The sequence below is a fragment of the Pseudomonas sp. S3E12 genome, from assembly GCF_001702295.1.
Lineage (GTDB): Bacteria > Pseudomonadota > Gammaproteobacteria > Pseudomonadales > Pseudomonadaceae > Aquipseudomonas > Aquipseudomonas marginalis.
This window is the reverse complement of sequence record NZ_MBDT01000016.1, coordinates 205,623-221,967: the sequence shown is the minus strand read 5'-3', so window position 1 is coordinate 221,967 and position 16,345 is coordinate 205,623. Positions and strand designations below refer to the sequence as shown.

Genomic DNA, 16,345 nt, shown 5'->3' with positions numbered 1-16,345 from the left:
CATGACCAGTCTGAAAGCCCACGAATTGTTCACGCCGCCCTGCCAACTGCAGGACCAGACCGACCTGCCCCGGGTCGGCTTTCGCGGCGCACAAAGCGCCGAGTACCTCACGGCGCGCGGCTTCACGTTGCCGGGCGCGCCCAACCAAGCCAGCGCACAAGCGGACGGCAGCTGGGTGGCGCGCCTGTCGCAGAACGAATACCTGGTGCTGGGCAGCCCGCAGGATCAGGGGCAGCGCATTGCCGATGAAGAAGCGCGTTGGGAACTGGACCACCGCGCCAATTACCTGCTGCCGCGCCAGGACAGCCATGCCTGTGTGCGACTCAGCGGGGGCGTGATTGCGCAGGTGATGGCCAAGCTGTGCGGGGTTGACTTGAGCGACCCGGCGTTCAAGCCCGGGATGGTGGCGCAGACGTCAGTGGCGCGGGTCAATGCGATTGTCATCCACACAGGGAGCGTGGAGCTGCCGGCGTTTCATATCCTCTGGGATCGCGCCTCGAAGGAATACTTCGAGGGCGCGTTGCGGGATGCGTTGGAGGAGTTCGGCGGAGTGGCTCAGTCGGTGTAGCCCAACCGCGCCGCCCTGATCTTCCGGGTGTGTTGACGTGTCGCCAGGCAGTAATACAACGGGCACGTCACCACCAGTCCCACCAGCCACGACAGGTCCGCGCCTTCCACCAGGTTGGCCCACGGCCCCACATACAGCGACGTATTGGCAAACGGCAGTTGCACGATGATGCCGATGAAGTACGCCACGATCGCATGCAGGTTGAAACGCCCATACACCCCGCCATCGGCCCGGAAGATCGAGGCAATGTCATAGACCCCGCGCTTGATGATGTAGAAGTCGATCAGGTTGATCGACGCCCACGGCACCAGCACCAGCAACAGCGCGAGGATCAGGCCGATGAATTGCGAGATGAAGTCCGCCGACGCGCCCAACGCCACCACGCAGCAACCGGCCAGGACCACGCCCGACAGCAGCACGCGCACCTTGATGCTCGGGGTCCACTGGCTGGCGAAGGTCTGCACCGAGGTGATGATCGACAGCACCGCGCCGTACAGATTCAGGGCGTTGTGGCTGATGATATTGAGCAGGAACAGCACCATCAGGATCGGCCCCAGCCAGCCGGTGGCTTGCTTGACCGCGACCATGGCTTCGGTGCCTTCGGGCGTGGCCAGTGCGGCTACCAGGCCAAAGGCGAAGGACAGGATGGTGCCAAGGGTGGCGCCCAGGTAGGTCGCAATGAACGGCCGGGTGATGCCGATATCCGCCGGCAGGTAGCGCGAGTAGTCGCTGGTGTAGGGCGAAAAGCTGATCTGCCAGATCACCCCCAGCGACACGGTGGCCAACCAGCCAGCGGCGTTGAAACCGCCACGGGTCAGGAAATCTGCCGGCAAGTCATGGGCGAAGATGTAGATAAAACCGGCCAGCAACGCGCTGCCCATCACCCAGGTGCCGATGCGGTTGAGGCTATGGATAAAGCGGTAGCCGATTACGCCGATGGCGGTGGCGCTGAGGGCGCCGATCAGGATGCTCGCCGGCACCGGCACCGACGGCACGATGCCGACGATGGACTTGCCGGCCAGGACGATATTGGAGATGAAAAAGCCGATGTAGATCAGTGCGGCGAAGAACACGATCAGCAGCGCGCCGTAACGGCCGAACTGGCCACGACTCTGCACCATCTGCGGGATGCCCATGCGCGGGCCCTGGGCCGATGCGAGGGCAATCACGATGCCGCCGAGCAGATGCCCGAGGGCAATCGCCAGCAGCCCCCACGCCAGATTGAGATGGAACACCTGGGCCACCATGGCACCGGTGACGATCGGCAGCGGTGCGATGTTGGTGCTGAACCATAAGGTGAACAGGTCGCGGGCCTTTCCATGGCGCTCTGCGAGGGGGACGTAATCGACCGTGTGAAGCTCGATCAGGGGGTCTTGCCGGGACATCTGGGGCATGGAAATGAACTCGCGTTTGTCTGATCTTATAGTTGTTTGACGCCAAACCGGGGGAGCTCTCTGGCCGCCCCTCAGATGAACACCATATTATGGTATTCCAACATTTTCACAAGACTGATCCGTAGTTTCAGCGCCCATCTGATCCGCAAGTGTGCCACAGCGCAATCTGTTGTTTCCTGCCATGGTGCCCGTATTTATTGGCTGTAAGACCCAGCCTTGACGTTCATCGGGCGACTGAAAAAGCGGTTGCATCGATTGTATTACGGTATACCATCAGACCTACAAACCCATAAAAACCGCTTTACCCGCAGAGGACCGCCCCATGATCGATGCCGCTATCTACAAACAAGTGATGGGTTCGTTTCCGTCCGGGGTCACCGTGATCACCACGCTCGATGACGACGGGCAAATCGTCGGGTTGACCGCCAGTGCCTTCAGCTCGTTGTCCATGGACCCGGCGCTGGTGCTGTTCTGCCCCAACTACAGCTCCGACTCGTACCCGGTGTTGATCAAGAACAAACGCTTTGCCATTCATGTGCTTTCCGGTGGGCAGCAAACAGAAGCCTATGCCTTTGCGCGCAAGGGCAAGGACAAAGCCCAGGGCATTGAATGGACCCTCAGTGAGTTGGGCAACCCGATCCTGGCGAATGCCACGGCGGTGATCGAGTGCGAGTTGTGGCGCGAATACGAAGGCGGCGATCACGCGATCATGGTCGGCGCAGTGAAGAACCTGATCGTGCCCCGGCACAACGCCGGGCCACTGGTGTATTGCCACGGCAAGATGGGTGCGTTGCCGATGCCGGCCTGAGCCCCTCCCACAGTTTGATTGCGGGTGTCAGCCCGGTAACCGGTTGAGAGAAAAATTTTGCGGACATTCCGTATTATGGTATACCAACAATCAATCCGCCGAACCGCCGTCATCACTGGCAAGCTTCATCATGGCGAGAGCACTTAAGGGCCCGCAGTCGACAGGCCGATCACAATAGATCCGAGGTAAGCGTCATGAAGTTTTCCCTGTTCGTACACATGGAGCGTTGGGACGAAAGTGTCAGCCACCGCCAATTGTTCGAAGACTTGACCGAACTGACCCTGATGGCCGAGGCCGGCGGTTTCAGCACCGTATGGATTGGCGAACACCACGCCATGGAATACACCATCTCGCCAAGCCCGATGCCGCTGCTGGCTTACCTCGCGGCCAAGACCACCACCATTCACCTGGGCGCCGGTACCATCATCGCGCCGTTCTGGCATCCGTTGCGGGTGGCGGGCGAATGCGCCTTGCTCGACGTGATCAGCAACGGGCGCATGGAAGTCGGCCTGGCCCGTGGCGCTTACCAGGTAGAGTTCGACCGCATGGCCGGCGGCATGCCCGCCTCCAGCGGCGGCCAGGCGCTGCGCGAGATGGTGCCGGTGGTGCGTGCGTTGTGGAAAGGCGACTACGCCCACGACGGCGACATCTGGAAATTCCCCACCTCCACCAGCGTGCCCAAGCCGATCCAGCAGCCTAATCCGCCGATGTGGATTGCCGCCCGCGACCCGGACTCGCACAACTTTGCGGTGGCCAACGGCTGCAACGTGATGGTCACGCCGCTGATGAAGGGCGACGAGGAAGTCCTCGACCTGAAAAACAAATTCCAGGCCGCCCTCGACAACAACCCCGGCGTACCACGCCCGCAACTGATGGTGCTGCGCCACACCCACGTGCATGCCGCCGATGATCCGGACGGCTGGAAAGTCGGGGCCAAGGCGATCTCGAAGTTCTATCGCACCTTCGATGCCTGGTTCGGTAATAAAGAGGTGCCGGTGAATGGCTTCCTGGCACCGAGCCCGGAAGAAAAATTCGCCGCCCGCCCGGAGTTCGAACTGGACAGCCTGCACAAGACCGCGATGATCGGCACCGCCGAAGAAATCATCCCGCGCATCCGCTACTACCAGGAACTGGGGGTGGATGAGTTCAGCTTCTGGTGCGACAACAGCCTGCCCCATGCCGAGAAGAAGAAGTCGTTGGCGCTGTTTATCGAGCAGGTGGTGCCGGCGTTTCGTTGAGAGACACGCGGCGCAGGCGTGGTTGCTGTCAACCACGCCTGCGGCTGATGTACCCACTGACACCCTGATAAACCCCCAGCAACAGCCCCGCCAGCAGCAATGTCCATTGCACGCTCAGCGCCGCCGCCAGCAGGCCGGCCAACAATCCGCCGATGGCTTCAAAGCCGAAACGCATGGCGATATAGAACGCAATCACCCGGCCGCGCAACGCTTCCGGCGCCGCGCTTTGCAGGGTCATATTGCTGCTGACATTGCTCACCGTGATGCCGAAGCCCAGCCCGGCAAGCGCCGCCAGGGTGAACCACAGCGGCGGGTTGGCCGCCACCGCGCACAGCGACACCGCACACACCAGCGTGCCGAGCACGATAATGCGGCCCAGGTTCGAAGCACTGCCGGCAAACGCCAGGAAGATCGTGGCCACAAACGCACCGGCACCGGCTGCGCCCCACAGCCAGCCGAGGGTTTGCGCATCGCCGCTGAACGCATGCTTGGCCAGGATCGGCAGCAGTACGGTGTAGCAGGACGCCAACAGGTTGACCATCACCACGCTGACCAGCAGCCGTCGAATCGCCAGGGTGGTCCACAGGTAGCGCAGACCTTCGCGGAAAATCTCCCCGGTAGACCCTTTGGCCCTGGCCTGCGCTCGGCTTTGCACCCTGCCCAGGCCGATCAGCAACATACCGAACGCGATGGAGGTGAGCACAAAGCAACCGGCCTCGCCGCTCCAGTTGATCAGCAAGCCGGCCAACGGCGGGCCGATAAAGCGTGCGGCATTGATCAGCATCGCGTTGAGCACAAGGGCGTTGGGCAGGTCTTTGGGCTCGTCGACAAAGCTCGCGATCAAGGCTTGGCGCAGCGGCGTTTCCAGGGCGTTGAGCAAACCCAGCAGAAGCGCCATGGCGATGATCACTTCACAGCCCATCCACTGCTGCCAGGTCAGCACGGCCAGGGCCAACGATTGCAGGGCCAGGGCGGCCTGCACCGCCATCAACAGGCGGCGCTTGTCATGGCGGTCGGACCAGGCGCCCGCCAGCGGTCCCACCAGCAGCTGAGGCAACAGCGTCAGAAACGCAATCGCCCCCAGCAACACGGCCGAGCCCGTCAAGTGATAGGCGAGCCAGGACAGCGCGACCTGTTGCACCCACTTGCCCAGGGTGGAAAGGCCCTGGCCGACAAAGTAGATCTGGAAATTTCGATGGCGCAGCGCGCGCACAGGCGCCGGCCAACGGGAGTGGGAAGCAGGATTCAAATAAACTCGCAGCCCTTTTGTGTGAGCGATTTCAGGACCCAGGTGCGGTCGTTCTCGCCCAGCGCGATCTGTTCAAGCTGCTTCTGTTCAGCGGCATGCTTGGCGTAGGCGCGATCATACACCTCGCCGACCTGGTCGAAGGGCACGCAGACCAAGCCATCTTCGTCACCCATCAGCAGATCGCCCGGTTCGATCACCATGCCCGCCAAGGCAATCGGTACGTTCACCTCGCCCGGGCCGTCCTTGTACGGGCCGCGATGGGTGATGCCGGCGGCAAACACCGGGAAGTCACCGGCACCGATACTCGCAGCATCGCGAATGGCGCCATTGATCACAATGCCGGCCACGCCTTTCTTGATCGCGTACGCCACCATCATTTCGCCGATCAGTGCGTTGCTCAGGTCGCCGCCGGCGTCGACCACAATCACGTCGCCAGGCTGGGCGATATCCAGGGCGTAATGCAGCATCAGGTTGTCCCCAGGCCGCGCTTTGACGGTCAGCGCCGGCCCCACCAGCACGCCCTTGTGGTGCATCGGTTGCAGGGCGGCGCCACCGGCGGTCATGCGGTTCATCGAATCGCTGATATTGGCGACGGGCATTGTCCGGTAACGCTCGACCCACTCGGCAGCGACTTTACGTTGCTGCTTGAGCACTCTGAATCCGATGGACATGGGGCATTCCTCTTGTGGTTTTTATTAAGCGTGAAAATTCATAAAATGAAATGGCATTTCGAAATTAACACTGCAATTTAAAACTGACAAGACTCACCCACAGCGGCTTCGGCACATGAAAAACGGTTTAAGGCTGAATAAGACCCTTAATTCGTTGAATAACACGGGGTTGCACGCATGCACTCAACCGTTTCGCGCAAATCAACAAAAATTATTTATTGCAACGCCATTTCATTATGTTAGGTTTCGAGCACTGTTGAGCGACATCACGAACCGCCAACTGCACACAGATAAGAAAACCAAGGTGCGCCAAATGACCCGAACTCTCCTGCTGACCGGCCCGCAATTAACTGCCGAAGCCATGGCCCACGCCGCCGCCCATGGCGTGCGCGTAATCCCTACCACCCCGTATGCCCCGGTCGACGAACTCACCGCGATCATTGCCCGCGAACAGCCGGACGCAATCATCGTGCGCCAGGGCAAACTGACCCGGGACATGATCAATGCATCGCCCGCGCTGAAGATCATCGCCAAGCACGGCGTGGGCTACGACACCATCGACATCGCCGCCGCCGCTGAACGCGGCATCCCCGTCACCATCGCCCTGGGCGCCAATGCGCAATCGGTGGCTGAGCATGCCCTGGCGCTGATGTTCAGCGTCGCGCGCCAGACTGCCCTGCTCGATGCGCGCATGCGTGACGGCCATTGGGACAAAGCTACCGCCGTGGGCATCGAACTGTCCGGCAAGACCCTGGGCCTGGTGGGCCTGGGCGCTATCGGGCGAATCCTGATGGAACTGGTAACGCCGCTGCGCATGACCATCAAGGTATTTGATCCCTACTTGAGCAACCTGCCCGACCTGCCGAATGTCGAGCGCGCCGAGGACTTCGATGCCTTGCTGGCGAGCTGCGATATCATTAGCCTGCATTGCCCGCTGACCGAGCAGAACCGCAACCTTTTCGGCGCGGCGCAGTTCAAGCGCATGCGCCCAGGCAGCCTGTTGATCAACACCGCACGCGGCGAACTGATCGATACCGAAGCGCTGGTGCAGGCGCTGAGCACCGGCCAGATCGCCGGCGCCGGCCTCGACACCTTCAACCCCGAACCGCCACCCACCGACTCAGCGCTGTGGGGCCTGCCGACCCTGGTCGCCACCCCCCATGTAGGCGCCAACACTGCCGAGGCGCGCGATCGCGTGGGCCTGCTGGCCGTGCAACAGATCATCGACTTCTGGGACGGCTGCGCACCGGAGCCGCGTTCGGTGGTCAACCGCCACCTGTTCGCACACTGATTGAACGCCCATCGCCCGGCCTTCACCCAAGGAAGGTCGAGCTCATTACGCTTCTCCAAAAAAAACAAAATGGGAGAGAGTCATGCCTATCAGTTCTACCGACATCAGCGCGATCGAGCGCTCAACCATGCGCAAGGTGGCGTGGCGACTCCTGCCGTTCCTGATCCTTTGCTACCTGCTGGCGATCATTGATCGCGGCAATATCGGCATGGCATCCCTGCAGATGAATCAGGACCTGGGCCTTACACCGGCGATCTTCGGCTTTGCCAGCAGCCTGTTCTTCGTGTCGTATTTCCTGGTGGAAGTGCCAAGCAACCTGGCGCTGCAACGTTTCGGCGCACGGGTGTGGATTGCGCGGATCATGATCACCTGGGGACTGATTTCCGCCGGCACCGCGTTTGTGACCGGAGCCAATTCGCTGTACGTGATGCGCTTTTTGCTGGGTGCGGCCGAAGCCGGCTTCTTCCCGGGCGTGCTGCTGTACCTCACCTACTGGCTGCCAGCGGCATACCGTGGACGCATGGTCGCTATCTTCATGGTCGCCATTCCCGGCGCCAACTTCATTGGTTCGCCGCTGTCCGGCCTGTTGCTGAGCCTGGACGGCTGGTTCGGCATGCGCGGCTGGCACTGGCTGTTCATCATCGAGGGCATCCCCGCCGTACTGCTGGGCATCGCCTGCCTGTTCGTACTCACCGACCGCCCCGAACAGGCCAAGTGGCTGAGCAACGAACAACGCAGCTGGCTCACCGGCCGCCTGGACGAAGAGCGCAGCCGCAAGACCGCCATCGGGCATATCTCGCTGTGGAAACTGCTGCGCCACAAGCACATTTGGGTACTGGCACTGATCTACTCCGGGGCGTCGGCGGCTGGCAGCACCATGAGCGTGTGGGCGCCGCAATTGCTCAAGACGTTTGACCTGAACAACCTGGAAATCGGCCTGGTCAATGCCATTCCCTACGGACTGGCTTCGGTGCTGATGATTTTGTGGGGACGCAGCTCCGACAAGAGCGGTGAACGCCGCTGGCACACCGCGATGACCTTGCTGCTGATCACCGCCGGTTTGCTGCTCGCACTGGTCACCTCCTCGCTGGTGGCGACGGTGTTCATGCTGTCCATGGTGTTGATCGGGGCGTACTCAATGAAGGGGCCGTTCTGGGCGCTGGTTTCGACCTGGCTCTCGTCCTCCACTGCCGCCGCCGGTCTGGCCGCCGTGGGCGCGATGGCCAATCTGATTGGTGGCGGCATCATGGTGAATGTGTACGGCACCATTCACCACGCCACCGGCAGTTACGCCCTGGCCCTGTTGCCGCTGGCGGCGCTGTGTGCCGCCGGTGCCGTGATGGTACTGCTGATGGGGCGCAGGCAGATGCGGGATTTGAGCGGCACAGGCGAACTGATCGCCCGGTAACGCGCTGAAATCGCTGTACGCTCAATCGCTTGGCATTGCTCCCTGCGGGCAATGCCAGTATTTTGCAGCGTACCCGCCCCCCGCCTTCAAGGAGCCCCCCCATGGTAAAAACACGCCCACGCCCCGCCGTCACCGGAGTTGCTTCGGCTGATCGGGTGCTGACCGTGCTCACCGCCTTCAAGATGGGGGACACGGCCCTGGAACTGGCCGAGCTGGCCGCGCGCACCGGGCTGATCAAGAGCACCATCATGCGCCTGATGGTGTCACTGGAAGACCACGGCCTGATCACTCGCCTGGCGGACGGTCGCTACCAGCTGGCGACCGAGATCATGCGCTTGAACACGGTGTATCAGGACGGCCTCGACCTTGAGCGCCATATCACCCCGCTGCTGCATCGCCTGACCCAGGAAACCGGCGAAACAGCTTCATTCTATGTGCGCCACGGCGCCTACCGAATGTGCCTCTACCGGGTCAACTCCCCGCATCACCTGCGCTTGCACCTGCAACCAGGCGACACCCGCCCCATGGACGGTGCAGCCGGTGCCGAAGCGTTACGCACGCCGTATTCGCTGGCGGCGAAGATGATCAAGCCGTTGTTTTCCCATGGCGCCACCGACCCCCACGCCGCGTCGATGGCATTGCCGATCTTCGGCCCAGGGGAAAACCTGATCGGTGCCCTGGTGCTGTCCGGCCCGGCCAGTCGCCTGACCGCCGAGCAGGCGCAGACATTGCACCCCCTGTTCCAGCAGGCCGCCGTCGAGTTGACGCGCAGCCTGGGGGGCGACGCACTGGAGGACGGGGAAACTGCGCAGAAAAAACCTCGCGGCAAAAAACCAGCCGAGGCGTAAAACCAAACCCACCCCGTATGTGGCAACCCGCTTACGCGCTGCCACATATTGCCCAAGGCGTGCCTACACTTCAGCGACACGCGCGACATTTAGCCCCAGCCCATCATCGCAGCACCTGTAATAGTCTATTGCAGGACTCTAATGTACTAACCAGTTAATTATCTTGCTAAAATCGCGTCTTTGCCCTCTCTCACTCGAGTCCTTTCGACATGAAACGAGCATCGCGCGCCACTGGCGTCTATAGATTCTTACTCCTGGGCCTGGGCGTAATCATCGTCCTGCTCGGCCTCGCGCTGGCCGTTGGCGGCGCCAAATTGGTGAGCCTTGGTGGTTCCTGGTACTTCCTGGTCGGCGGCGTGGCCATGGCGGTTTCCGGCCTGCTCATTGCCCGGCAAAAAACCGCAGGTGCATGGCTGTTCGCGGCGTTCCTGATCGGCACGGCCATCTGGGCGGTGGCGGATGTGGGCCTGGTGTTCTGGCCGCTGTTCTCGCGGCTGTTCATGTTCGCGGTCATCGGCCTGGTAGTGGCGCTGGTGTATCCGCTGCTGGCCGGCCGGCCCGTGCGCGGTGCCTATGGCGTTGCCGCCGTATTGGCGGTGGGCGTGGCGGTGGCGGCGGGCAATATGTTTGTCGCCCACCCCAGCGTCGCGCCGACCGGTGCAGGCCCAGGCATCACGCCCGTGGCCGCAGCCGACGCGCAGAAAGACTGGGCCCACTACGGCAACACCGAAGGGGGCAGCCGCTTCGCCGCGCTGGACCAGATCAACCGCGTCACTGTCGACAAGCTCAAGGTGGCCTGGACGTATCACACCGGTGACGTGGCCCTCAGCGACGGCAACGGCGCCGAAGACCAGCTCACGCCCCTGCAGATCGGCAACAAGGTGTTTATCTGCACGCCCCACAACAACCTGATCGCCCTCGACGCCGACACCGGCAAAGAGCTGTGGAAGAACGAAGTCAACGCCAAGTCGGCGGTGTGGCAGCGTTGCCGGGGCATGGCGTATTTCGACGCCACCGCGCCGATTGCCCAGCCGACCCAGCCCAACAGCTCGCCGATCATCGCCGCCAGCGTTCCCGCCGGTGCGCAGTGCCAGCGCCGCTTGCTGACCAACACCATCGATGCGCGCCTGATCGCCGTGGATGCCGACACCGGCAAATTCTGCGAAGACTTCGGCACCCACGGCCAGGTGGACCTGAAAGCCGGCCTGGGCAATGTGCCGGACAGCTACTACCAGCTGTCTTCCGCGCCGTTGATCGCCGGGACTACCGTGGTGGTGGGCGGCCGCGTCGCGGATAACGTCCAGACCGACATGCCCGGCGGTGTGATCCGTGGCTTCGATGTGATCAGCGGGCAAATGCGCTGGGCCTTCGACCCGGGCAACCCTGAAGACAAACAAGCACCAGCCGCCGGCAGCACCTATGTGCGCAGCACGCCCAACAGCTGGGCGCCGATGTCCTACGACCCGTTGATGAACACGGTCTTCCTGCCGATGGGCAGCTCGTCCACCGACATCTACGGCGTGGAACGCACCCCGCTCAACCATAAATACGGCGCGTCCGTGCTGGCGCTGGATGCCTCGACCGGGGCTGAAAAGTGGGTGTACCAGACCGTCCACAACGACCTGTGGGACTTCGACCTGCCGATGCAACCGAGCCTGATCGACTTCACCCCACCGGGCAGCGACAAGGCGGTACCGGCGGTGGTGATCGGCACCAAGGCCGGGCAGATCTATGTACTCGACCGCGCCACCGGCACGCCGCTGACCGAGGTCAAGGAAGTACCGGTCAAGGCCGCCAACATTCCGAACGAGCCTTATTCGCCGACCCAGCCCAAGTCCGTGGGCATGCCGCAGATCGGCGCGCAAACCCTGAGCGAGTCGGACATGTGGGGCGCCACCCCGTACGACCAGTTGCTGTGCCGCATCGACTTCAAGGGCATGCGCTACGACGGCCTGTACACCGCGCCGGGCACGGATAAATCCCTGAGTTTCCCCGGCTCCCTGGGCGGCATGAACTGGGGCAGCATTTCCACCGACCCGGTGCACGGTTTTATCTTCGTCAACGACATGCGCCTGGGCCTGTGGATCCAGATGCTGCCGTCGCAGAACAAGGCCCAGTCTTCGTCCGGTGGCGAAGCGCTGAACACCGGCATGGGCGCGGTCCCGCTCAAGGGCACGCCGTATGCGGTGAACAAAAACCGCTTCCTGTCGGTGGCCGGCATCCCGTGCCAGGCGCCGCCGTTCGGCACCCTCACCGCCATCGACATGAAGACCCAGAAAGTCGCGTGGCAAGTGCCGGTCGGCACCGTTGAAGACACCGGCCCCCTGGGCATCCGCATGCACCTGCCGATCAAGATCGGCCTGCCGACCCTCGGCGGCACGCTGTCGACCCAGGGCGGCCTGATCTTTATCGCCGGCACCCAGGACTTCTACCTGCGCGCCTTCAACAGCGGCAACGGCGATGAAATCTGGAAGGCCCGCCTGCCCGTCGGCAGCCAGGGTGGCCCGATGACCTACGTGTCGCCGAAAACCGGCAAGCAGTACATCGTGATCACCGCCGGCGGTGCGCGCCAGTCCACCGACCGTGGCGACTACGTGATCGCCTACGCCCTGCCATAACCCCCTCCTGGCGCGGTGCCCCGGTACCGCGCCTTCTGCTTTGGAAGACTCCGCATGACCCCCTCTTCTCATCTTTCCCTTGGGCGTCTGTTGCTCGGCCTGGCCCTGGGCGCCGCCCTGCCCGCTCAAGCCGACGACACCACCCTGACCGGCGACTGGGGCGGCCTGCGCCGCGAGCTCGACGAGCAAGGCATCCGCTTTACCGGCGACTACAGCGGCGAGACCGCCTATAACGCCCACGGCGGCCAGCACCGTTCGGCGCGCTACTCGCAAAACCTCAAGCTGGGCGTGCAGTTCGACCTGGGCAAACTCTACGGTTTCAACAATGGCGACCGCATCCAACTGACCCTCAACGACCGCCGCGGCAACAGCGCCTCCGAAGACCTGGTGGGCAACCGCCTGCCGATCCAGGAAAACTACGGCGGCCTCTACACCCGTCTCACCGAGCTGAGCTACGAGCACACGTTGTTCACCCCGGCGCTGAACCTCAAGCTTGGCTATATGGCCATGGGCAATGACCTCGGCGGACTGGACAGCGGCATCCTGTGCACCTTCATGAACGCCGGGTTCTGCGGGCATCCGCTGAACATGTCCGGCGGCAGCGGCTGGACCAACTACCCGAACGCACGCCTGGGCGCCCGGGTGAAATACGACTTGTCACCTGCCTGGCAACTGCGCGTGGCCGCCTTCAATGTCGACCCCGACAGCAATGGCGATTCCAGCCGCGCCTGGAAGCTGAGCCCCAAGCACACCACCGGCACCGTGGTGCCGATCGAGTTGGTGTACAAACACGCAGGCCCCCTGCCGGGTGAATACAAACTGGGCTATTACTACGACAGCTCCGACGTCAAGCGCATCGGCAGCGATGACAAGGTCAACGGTCGCGGCGGCCACTACCTGCTGATCGACCAGGCCGTATGGGCTTCCGACGCATCCGCCGGTCGCAGCCTGCATGCCTTCGGCCAATACTCCGCTGCCAGCGAAGCGGCCTCGCCGTTCAGCAAGTGGTACGGCGCAGGCGTGGTGTTGTACAAACCCTTCGAAGGCCGGCCGCGCGACACCCTGTCCCTGGGGTACGGGCGCGCCGTGCCCAACCCGCGCAGCCGTGACGTGCAGGAACTGGCCGCCTTCAACGCCGGCTCGACCTACCCCAACCTCGACAACGCCGAACAACTGATCGAACTCAGCTACGGCTACCAGGCCACGCCGTGGCTGAACCTGCGCCCGGATGTGCAATACATCGTCGAGCCGGGGGCGTTTTCGGGAGATAACATCGACAATGCGCTGGTGCTGGGATTGCAGGTTAAGGCGACGTTCTGACTCGCCCGTGCGCAAACGCCAGGCCAGCAACAAAACCCCAGCTGCCGTCAAAGCCTCCTTGCTGGGATGACTCTTTTAGCCCTGCTGATACTCGCGGGGCGTGCAACCAAACTCGCGGCGAAACACCGTATGCAGGTACTGCGCCGATTTGAACCCGCACTTGGCGGCAATATCGGCAATCGCCAGCTCGTGGCTTTCCAGGCCCTTGGCGGCGGCGGCGAGTTTGAAGCGCAGGATCTCGTCATGCACGCTGCAGCCGCGTACCTTGCGAAAGTGCGCTTCCAGGGATGAACGCGACACGCCGACATAGGCCGCCACCTGCGCGGTCTTGATGCCCTGGCAGGCGTACTGGCGGATAAACAGCAGCGCCTGCATCACGTAAGGGTTACCCAAGGGTTGATGCAGGCTGGAGGCCTGAACGTTGATGGCCTCCGGCGGCACCAGGACCTGCGTGCCCACGCACGGTTTGCCGTGCAGCATCTGGTGCAGCAAGGCGGCGGCCGTGCGCCCCATGGTTTCCGTGCCCTGGATCACCGAACTCAGCGGCACCCGCGTGAGGGTGCGGGTCAGGGGGTCGTTGTCGATGCCGATCAACGCCACTTGCTCCGGCACGGCGATGCCGGCAGTCAGGCAGGCTTGCAGCAATTGCCGGGCGCGGGCGTCGGTGACGGCGATGATGCCGATGGGCTTGGGCAGGCTGTGCAGCCAGGCAATCTGCTGTTCCACCGCGCTGTCCCACAACGGCGCGCTGGTGCCCAGGCCGCGATACACCTCGATGTGCAGACCATCCCGTTGCAGCAGGTGGCGAAAGGCTTTTTCACGCTCCTGGGCCCAGCGATTGGCCTGGGCCTCGGGCAGGCTGAAACAGGCGAACCGAGTCAGGCCAGCTTCGATCAAGTGTTCGTAAGCCAACTTCATCAATGCGTGGTTATCGGTGGCCACGTAGGGAATGCCCTTGGGATAGGCGCGCGCGTCTTCATAGGAGCCACCCACCGCCACCACCGGCAGCTGGCTGTCGGCCAACGCTTCGCCGATCAGCGGGTCGTCGAAGTCGGCAATGATGCCGTCGCCCTGCCAGCGCTCGATGCCGCGCAGGCGACAGAGGAAATCCTCCTCGAGGAATAGATCCCAGGACGCGCGGGTGCTGCTCAGGTAATTGCCGATGCCGGCGATGATGCCCCGGTCGTAGATTTTGCTGCCGTTGAACAACAGGGCGATGCGGTGGACGGGCGGTAGGGTCTTCATTGTTTTTGTCCTCGGGCCTGTGGCAACAGACTAGCCCTCGCCGGTCAAAATCGCACTACACCTTGGTGATTTTCATAATCAGCGGGCCGAGTGCCGTTGCTAGTATCCAGACACCGCCAAGAACAATAAGGAAAACGCCATGCCGTACTTCCCCGGTGTCGAGAAGGTTCGCTTCGAAGGCCCCAGCAGCGATGCCCCCCTCGCCTTTCGCCATTACGACGCCAACAAGCTGATCCTCGGCAAACCGATGCGCGAGCACCTGCGCATGGCCGCGTGTTACTGGCACACCTTCGTATGGCCCGGCGCCGATATGTTCGGCATGGGCACCTTCAAGCGCCCGTGGCAGCGCAGCGGCGAGCCGATGGACGTGGCCATCGGCAAGGCAGAGGCGGCCTTCGAGTTTTTCTCCAAGCTGGGCATCGACTATTACAGTTTTCACGACACCGATGTGGCGCCGGAAGGCAGTTCGCTCAAGGAGTACCGCAACCACTTTGCGCAGATGGTCGACCATCTGGAGCGCCATCAGGAACAGACCGGCATCAAGTTGCTGTGGGGCACCGCCAACTGCTTCAGCAACCCGCGTTTTGCCGCCGGTGCCGCCAGTAACCCGGACCCGGAGGTGTTTGCCTACGCCGCTGCCCAGGTGTTCAGCGCGATGAACGCCACGCTGCGACTCAAGGGCGCCAATTACGTGCTGTGGGGCGGCCGTGAAGGTTATGAAACCCTGCTCAACACCGACCTCAAGCGCGAGCGCGAACAGCTCGGGCGTTTTATGCGCATGGTGGTGGAGCACAAGCACAAGATCGGCTTCAAGGGCGACCTGCTGATCGAGCCCAAGCCCCAGGAGCCGACCAAGCACCAGTACGATTACGACAGCGCCACGGTGTTCGGCTTTTTGCATGAGTACGGCCTGGAGCATGAGATCAAGGTGAATATCGAGGCCAACCACGCCACCCTGGCCGGGCACAGTTTCCATCACGAGATTGCCACGGCAGTATCCCTGGGTATCTTCGGCAGCATCGACGCCAACCGGGGCGACCCGCAGAACGGCTGGGACACCGACCAATTCCCCAACAGCGTCGAGGAGATGACCCTCGCCACCTATGAAATCCTCAAGGCCGGTGGCTTCAAGAATGGCGGCTACAATTTCGACTCCAAGGTACGCCGCCAGAGCCTGGACGAGGTCGACCTGTTCCACGGCCATGTCGCCGCCATGGATGTACTCGCCCTGGCGCTGGAACGTGCGGCGGCGATGGTGCAGAACGACCGGCTGCAGCAGTTCAAGGACCAACGCTATGCCGGCTGGCAGCAGCCGCTGGGCCAGGCCGTGCTGGCCGGTGAGTTCAGCCTGGAGTCCCTGGCCGAACACGCGTTTATCCACGAACTGAACCCGCAGGCCGTGAGTGGTCGGCAGGAGATGCTGGAGGGGGTGGTCAACCGGTTTATTTATCGGTGACAGTGTGGCGCGCGGGGTTGTTGTGGTGAGCGGGCTTGCCCCGCGCTGGGGCGCGAAGCGGCCCCATTGCAGGCGATGTGTTTTTAGCTGACACACCGAGGTGCCTGGGTTTGGGGCTGCTTCGCAGCCCAGCGCGGGGCAAGCCCGCTCACCACACCAAGCCTGCTCACCACACCAAACCCATTCACCACAAAAGTCCTGTTCACCACAGAAGCCCGGCTTGCCACAACA

General features: G+C 62.7%; 13 protein-coding genes. 9 read left to right on the top strand and 4 right to left on the bottom strand.

Annotated features, from left to right (window positions below; translation table 11 throughout):
- Window position 1 precedes the first annotated feature (1 nt).
- Window positions 2-568, top strand: coding sequence for a sarcosine oxidase subunit gamma (locus tag BB029_RS14570; protein ID WP_065939713.1), 567 nt, complete (start codon window positions 2-4; stop codon window positions 566-568).
- Here BB029_RS14570 and BB029_RS14565 read toward each other — a convergent pair.
- Entirely contained in the window at window positions 556-1,962 is a 1,407-nt protein-coding gene (locus BB029_RS14565) for a cytosine permease (protein WP_065939712.1), read from the bottom strand. The genes BB029_RS14570 and BB029_RS14565 overlap by 13 nt on opposite strands.
- Before the next feature lie 322 nt (window positions 1,963-2,284).
- On the opposite strand from BB029_RS14565, the gene BB029_RS14560 reads away from it, so the two are divergent.
- A complete protein-coding gene (locus tag BB029_RS14560) occupies window positions 2,285-2,770 on the top strand; it encodes a flavin reductase family protein (protein ID WP_065939711.1) in 486 nt (161 codons plus the stop codon).
- Between the two features lie 194 nt (window positions 2,771-2,964).
- A complete protein-coding gene (locus tag BB029_RS14555; RefSeq protein ID WP_064052580.1) occupies window positions 2,965-4,008 on the top strand; it encodes an LLM class flavin-dependent oxidoreductase in 1,044 nt (347 codons plus the stop codon).
- 28 nt (window positions 4,009-4,036) lie between these two features.
- Here the strand turns inward: BB029_RS14555 and BB029_RS14550 are convergent, their stop codons facing one another.
- Window positions 4,037-5,257, bottom strand: a complete 1,221-nt coding sequence (locus tag BB029_RS14550; protein ID WP_083236416.1) for an MFS transporter — start codon at window positions 5,255-5,257, stop codon at window positions 4,037-4,039.
- A complete protein-coding gene (locus BB029_RS14545; RefSeq protein WP_065939709.1) occupies window positions 5,254-5,928 on the bottom strand; it encodes an RraA family protein in 675 nt (224 codons plus the stop codon). Before BB029_RS14545 ends, BB029_RS14550 begins: the two co-directional genes overlap by 4 nt.
- Before the next feature lie 313 nt (window positions 5,929-6,241).
- Between BB029_RS14545 and BB029_RS14540 the strand changes: the two genes are divergently transcribed.
- The 5 genes from BB029_RS14540 (at window position 6,242) to BB029_RS14520 (ending at window position 13,413) form a co-directional block, all read left to right on the top strand.
- Window positions 6,242-7,219 carry a hydroxyacid dehydrogenase gene (locus BB029_RS14540; protein ID WP_065939760.1) on the top strand — a complete coding sequence of 326 codons (978 nt, stop codon included), beginning with the start codon at window positions 6,242-6,244 and terminating at the stop codon, window positions 7,217-7,219.
- A gap of 82 nt (window positions 7,220-7,301) precedes the next feature.
- A complete protein-coding gene (locus BB029_RS14535) occupies window positions 7,302-8,627 on the top strand; it encodes an MFS transporter (RefSeq protein ID WP_027603564.1) in 1,326 nt (441 codons plus the stop codon).
- A 101-nt stretch (window positions 8,628-8,728) separates the two neighbouring features.
- A complete protein-coding gene (locus BB029_RS14530; RefSeq protein ID WP_027603563.1) occupies window positions 8,729-9,475 on the top strand; it encodes an IclR family transcriptional regulator in 747 nt (248 codons plus the stop codon).
- A gap of 209 nt (window positions 9,476-9,684) precedes the next feature.
- On the top strand, window positions 9,685-12,093 hold the full coding sequence (locus BB029_RS14525) for a glucose/quinate/shikimate family membrane-bound PQQ-dependent dehydrogenase (RefSeq protein WP_065939708.1): 2,409 nt from the start codon (window positions 9,685-9,687) through the stop codon (window positions 12,091-12,093).
- Window positions 12,094-12,147: 54 nt separating this feature from the next.
- Complete coding sequence (locus tag BB029_RS14520; protein WP_065939707.1) at window positions 12,148-13,413, top strand: carbohydrate porin; 1,266 nt, start codon at window positions 12,148-12,150, stop codon at window positions 13,411-13,413.
- Between the two features lie 75 nt (window positions 13,414-13,488).
- Here the strand turns inward: BB029_RS14520 and BB029_RS14515 are convergent, their stop codons facing one another.
- Window positions 13,489-14,658 carry a XylR family transcriptional regulator gene (locus tag BB029_RS14515; protein ID WP_065939706.1) on the bottom strand — a complete coding sequence of 390 codons (1,170 nt, stop codon included), beginning with the start codon at window positions 14,656-14,658 and terminating at the stop codon, window positions 13,489-13,491.
- A gap of 139 nt (window positions 14,659-14,797) precedes the next feature.
- On the opposite strand from BB029_RS14515, the gene xylA reads away from it, so the two are divergent.
- Window positions 14,798-16,114: a xylose isomerase gene (xylA, locus tag BB029_RS14510; protein WP_065939705.1), complete on the top strand. Its 1,317-nt coding sequence runs from the start codon at window positions 14,798-14,800 to the stop codon at window positions 16,112-16,114.
- The last annotated feature ends 231 nt before the right edge of the window (window positions 16,115-16,345 follow it).